The following is a 4,473-nucleotide window of genomic DNA, read 5'->3' as shown; positions in this document are numbered from 1 at the left end:
CTTTTAGGGAACATCTTATTTGTTCCGATCAGTTTCTTCCAAAGCTGGACAATGTTGGTCTTGACGGGCGAGGTATCATTCAAAAGGTGGCTGAAAGCAGAGGCAAAATAATAACGTTCCCAGTCTGCTATAAACTGTTCCAGTCTGCACCCTTGTGGAATATTGATATCTACGTTCCCCATACATACCCTGCCATCGGTATAACCGTTAAAGAACGGGGCAAAGTATAGCTTTGCCGAAATATCGGGTCGTATATCTTTTTCCAATGCCCAGATCCATACCTGCGATCTTGTCGCTTTCCACAACAATGGCGGCAGGGAAGCTTCTCCATCTGAAATACCGAGTTCTTTTCTAAAATGGAGATATTTTCTGCACTCTTTGGTAAACCATACCGCACAGCCATCAACTTTCCCGTTATAATAGAGTACGTTTTCGGGGATCAATCCCTCGGGCTGTAGATACCATGAGCATTTTTCAGTAGAATTTTTCAAAGCCTCGGCAAGCCTTTCGCTTTCCTTTACCGAGAGTGGATGGGCATTTATTGGCCTGCCTAGACTGTCCATGTCATAGCTTTCTACATAATGATCATTGTCGCTTTCTGAACGGTAAAATAACAAAGCTTTATGCGGCTGATAAATCTTGTTCAGTAGTTGTGTGATGTTTTTCATATTCAAAACTGTTTAGGTTATCCGATATATCATGAAGGAGATCAAAAAAGCACCTTTCAAAAGAGAGATCATGGGAAATGGCGGGTTGTGGGGTATCAAAAAACTGAACACTCACAGGCTCATCTATCGAACCGATCTCATTTAGTTCCGCATTTACCGAATCCATCAGCTGATCGTAAAGGCAGTCCGAACTGCTCCAGAAAAAAGAAATGTACTGATCGGCAGTGATCAGCCCATCTCCATCAGAATCTGGCGCAAATGCACCGCTATATATACTGTCCATAATCGAGCGGTCGGGATAATCAAGCATTAACCCGCAAACCCGTTCGGCGATATCTTTCAACTTTTTYTCTGTCTCGCCCATAGGTTGAAATCTGTCGCACCTTTTCTTTAAGGCTTTTAGGTGTCGGGGATCACTGATTTTACCTAGTAGCTCTTCCCCCGATTTCCTGATGTAGCTGATCTCACGAAGAAAAATTTCCTGCTCTCCCTCCTGCTCAAAGCATTCGGGTTCAAGATTCCATTCTTCCACCATACTGTAGATATAGCTTAAATAACTGCTGTCCTCTGTGTGATAGGAAATCCCTGCTGTCAGGTAGAGGTAGGAACAGACCGAGAGCAAAAGTTCTGCGGTGGGCTTCCTCTGTCTTTCCTGTAAAAGCTTAAAGAGCGGTTTAACGGGCAGATAGAAAAGGGTCAAACCTGTATCGTATCTTTTTACGGTGACCAAACAGGCCGTTTTATCTTTCCAAGACATCAAGTTAAGGGCAATTTCCTGATCAATTGCCCCTAATTTTTCATTCAGCACGTTAAATGTGATGGCTATATTCTGCGGATATGGTACTGAATCACATCTATCCAAACAAATCCCGTAGAGTTCGCACAGGTTTTGGACGGAGGCAAAAAAATCTTTTTCCGTTTTTTTTCTGTTACGGAGTTCCTCTGGAATATCTTTCACCATAGGTGTAAAAGCGAAATTCAAAAAACCATTTCCACAAGGCTCAGTGGTGCAGGTTTTCGCTGACCGCTTCTGATCTCGGAAAGATCGGGCGTATGGTCTAGGTTCTGCACGAAACGTGCGAGCTGTTGGTGCAGATAATACTCCTTGGTGTAGGGTTTGGTTCTGATGCATCTTGTCCTCCTTTTCATGTTTATCCCTTAGTTCCGAGTGTGGTTATAAACCTGTACTCTATTTCATCCCCTGTGATTTCGGGGCCTTCGATTTTGGCTGTAGTCAAAATCGGGTATGTTCCCGAATAGAAATCCATGACCTGTTCGGGACTGAAAGTCCCCGATGGGTCAGATAAGCGGATGTCCTGTTCCCTTTCTTTAAGGACGAACACCCTTGGTAATAGGCTTGCGCTCAACATAACATTTAAATTTTAGGTTTTACAATAAGGACAACTGTTTGCTTTTCCATTCCAGTTCTTTTTTCAGCTTCTCGATTTCCGTTTTTTTCTCGGGATAGCTTTCTGCCGCAGGAAGCAAGGCAAGTGCTTCGGCATACTTACATTCTGCATTCAGTTTATTGATCTCGGCCAAAACATCCTCGAATTTTGGCCTTTGCGACATAGGCTCTTCTGTCTGACCAGCACCCTTGGTATTTTCCACTGTTTTTTCTGCTATGTTTTTATCGCTTTTGGCCTTTACGGTAATCTTTGCCTTAGCATCCGCAAGCCCTTTATTGTATGCTGAAATGTTGGCAAATAAGTTGTTGGTTTCTTTAACAGGCTGAACAAGCGCATCAAAAATGCCCTCATCGATTTCTTGCGGAGTTCCCCTGTAGACCATTGGCGGGATCGGATATTTCCCGTCACTTATCGCCTTATCCTTTAACATAACCGAAACCACCATTTCGTTTTCTGCTGTAAATGATATATTAAATACCCATGCGCCCGTACCGTTAAGGCGCTGTATGGCTTGAAAAAAATTTGTTCTCATTGTTTTACCTCCTTTATTTTTTTAAGTGCTGCACTTTTGCTTCTATACAAAATCTGATACCCATTATTACCGATCACATCTTTAATGATGTTCTCCGCATGGCGGATGCGAACGGCATCCCCTGCTGAAACGCCCATATCTGACAACTTTTCAAAATGCGGCAAAGTCTGCGCAATTTCCAGTAACGCCCTATAGTCTGTATTTTCTGTTAATCTGCTCATGGTCTTAAGTTTTAGTGGGAGCGGTAAAACCGCCCCCGTTTGGTTATTAATTTAACTGAAAGGCAACATTTCCGTTTTTACCAAGGTCTAGGCAAAGGTCAAACGCTGACTGTCCCCTCTGCTTGGCAGTTCCCTCGATAATGGATTTAAACTTGGCTTCTCCGTCCTTGAACTTTCGGGCATTCTGATAGTAGCCTGTCACCGCATTATAAGCACCGAACAATGTACCTCTTGCGGTATCGGTCTGCTGTGAGGGTGCACTCATGGCATAGCCATAGACTTCGTCTACGATATTTTTATAGACGCTCGAAGCCTCATCGATCAGCCCTTTTTGGAGTTTGTCCAGAACCTCCCTGTTCGGTGCCATTGCCGTCTGCACCAGTTTTTTAAGGTCGGCATCAGTAATGCGCACCTTTGCCCAGTGGTTAAAGATGGATTCCATTTCGTCCCCGATCCTGCCCGAAATACCCATCAGGGTATGCGCCTGTTTAAGCCTGTCATTTGCCCCCGAAGAATGACGGATACGAACAACATTAGAAGAATTTTTCAATGCAGCATTAAGCGTATTGTTACAGACGATGCGCACAGGCGTAAAAGCCGCGGTAATGCTTCCGAAACCATCGTGCGAGGTGGTGAGAAACAAGTATTGTTCGATGAGATCATCCTTTCCCACCTTGATATAAGAGGGCAGTTTAGCAGTAATAAAAATGCGTTCGCCTTTGCCCAAAGCTCCTGCGGTTTCATAAAGTATTCCTTCACCACCTCCTACGATACTATCAAAAAAAGCAAACGCTTGGGTGTTTTGCACTACTTTATAATCTTTGCCCACCACTCCTAGCACTTCCTCTGAATCCGTCCTAACGGTTGAATAAAAGTTCGGCACTAATATATCGGGCATAAAGGCATCATTCAGCCCCCCTGCATCTTTGCTCTGAAAAGTAACGAGGTTGCGGGAATCAACAGTAAATAGCGGACGTTTCTCTACGTTATAGTCCAAACCTGCAAATTTTAGTGCCTCTGCTGAAGTGGGATAAGATTCCACTATTGTACCCAACCCGTGCCATGCTTTTTCCTTTACCGAAAAAAAACTGTGTTTATCTGTTCTGCTGTTATAATTAAGGTTATGTGCCATGATAAAAAAATTAGATTAAGGTTTTAATTAAAATAAGAGCGATAACTATGGATTAAAAAGCAACCCTTTTAAAAGGGAATGTCTCCGTCAATGCCATCAAATGTTCCTACATTGCCGACCTGTGTTTTTTCCGTATCTACCTCGCTATCGTGTTCACCCCTGCTTTTTGGCGCTCCCGTCTTTGCACCACTTTCTGAGCCGCCTACACTTCCGCGGCCATTCGAAATACTTCCCATAGCACTTAAGAGTTACACCTCTGTCGTATGAAAGGTCAGCGATGCTTTTGCCTCACCGTTACCATTGATGTAAGCATTGGCACCCACCCTGCCGTAAAGCTGAACCCATCCCCCTTTTTTCATGTATTCGGCGATGCCTGTATTTAACCAGTATGAACAGTCAAAAAACGTGGTGATTTTTTTCTGTTCRCCACCACTTCTGTAGCTGTCATTGATTGCAATCGAAAAGTTTACCACTTTCCGTTCTCCACTAATGGCTTTTACCATTGCATCTG

9 protein-coding genes are annotated in these 4,473 nt (G+C 43.6%); all 9 read right to left on the bottom strand.

Annotated elements, in window-relative coordinates; all coding sequences use genetic code 11:
- On the bottom strand, positions 1 to 668 hold a 668-nt coding region (locus tag AC1DPQ_RS18975), incomplete at its 3' end, for a PRTRC system protein B (RefSeq protein WP_477610536.1).
- Positions 622 to 1,629 (bottom strand): hypothetical protein, encoded by a 1,008-nt coding sequence (locus tag AC1DPQ_RS18970; RefSeq protein WP_477579196.1) that lies wholly within the window; start codon positions 1,627 to 1,629, stop codon positions 622 to 624. The genes AC1DPQ_RS18970 and AC1DPQ_RS18975, both read right to left, overlap by 47 nt.
- A 17-nt stretch (positions 1,630 to 1,646) precedes the next feature.
- Complete coding sequence (locus AC1DPQ_RS18965) at positions 1,647 to 1,817, bottom strand: hypothetical protein (RefSeq protein ID WP_477579194.1); 171 nt, start codon at positions 1,815 to 1,817, stop codon at positions 1,647 to 1,649.
- A 2-nt stretch (positions 1,818 to 1,819) separates the two neighbouring features.
- Positions 1,820 to 2,038, bottom strand: coding sequence for a PRTRC system protein C (locus AC1DPQ_RS18960; RefSeq protein ID WP_477579193.1), 219 nt, complete (start codon positions 2,036 to 2,038; stop codon positions 1,820 to 1,822).
- 19 nt (positions 2,039 to 2,057) lie between these two features.
- Entirely contained in the window at positions 2,058 to 2,609 is a 552-nt protein-coding gene (locus AC1DPQ_RS18955) for a PRTRC system protein E (RefSeq protein WP_477579192.1), read from the bottom strand.
- Positions 2,606 to 2,830, bottom strand: a complete 225-nt coding sequence (locus AC1DPQ_RS18950) for a hypothetical protein (protein WP_477579190.1) — start codon at positions 2,828 to 2,830, stop codon at positions 2,606 to 2,608. Before AC1DPQ_RS18950 ends, AC1DPQ_RS18955 begins: the two co-directional genes overlap by 4 nt.
- A gap of 46 nt (positions 2,831 to 2,876) precedes the next feature.
- A complete protein-coding gene (locus AC1DPQ_RS18945; protein ID WP_477579188.1) occupies positions 2,877 to 3,962 on the bottom strand; it encodes a DUF932 domain-containing protein in 1,086 nt (361 codons plus the stop codon).
- 68 nt (positions 3,963 to 4,030) lie between these two features.
- The gene (locus AC1DPQ_RS18940) at positions 4,031 to 4,198 is read right to left on the bottom strand and encodes a hypothetical protein (protein WP_477579186.1); all 168 of its coding nucleotides are present in this window, start codon (positions 4,196 to 4,198) and stop codon (positions 4,031 to 4,033) included.
- Positions 4,199 to 4,210: 12 nt separating this feature from the next.
- Positions 4,211 to 4,473 (bottom strand): single-stranded DNA-binding protein (locus AC1DPQ_RS18935; RefSeq protein WP_477610535.1); only part of this gene is annotated, 263 nt, incomplete at its 5' end.

The sequence above is a fragment of the Pedobacter sp. 01T416_2 genome, assembly GCF_056398925.1.
This window is presented reverse-complemented; position numbering and strand designations above follow the sequence as displayed.

Bases quoted from the DNA above. Each gene is read 5' to 3' on its own strand.
- AC1DPQ_RS18955 (WP_477579192.1), bottom strand. From the start codon at position 2,609: ATGAGAACAAATTTTTTTCAAGCCATACAGCGCCTTAACGGTACGGGC.
- AC1DPQ_RS18945 (WP_477579188.1), bottom strand. From the start codon at position 3,962: ATGGCACATAACCTTAATTATAACAGCAGAACAGATAAACACAGTTTT.
- AC1DPQ_RS18965 (WP_477579194.1), bottom strand. From the start codon at position 1,817: ATGAAAAGGAGGACAAGATGCATCAGAACCAAACCCTACACCAAGGAG.
- AC1DPQ_RS18960 (WP_477579193.1), bottom strand. From the start codon at position 2,038: ATGTTGAGCGCAAGCCTATTACCAAGGGTGTTCGTCCTTAAAGAAAGG.
- AC1DPQ_RS18940 (WP_477579186.1), bottom strand. From the start codon at position 4,198: ATGGGAAGTATTTCGAATGGCCGCGGAAGTGTAGGCGGCTCAGAAAGT.
- AC1DPQ_RS18950 (WP_477579190.1), bottom strand. From the start codon at position 2,830: ATGAGCAGATTAACAGAAAATACAGACTATAGGGCGTTACTGGAAATT.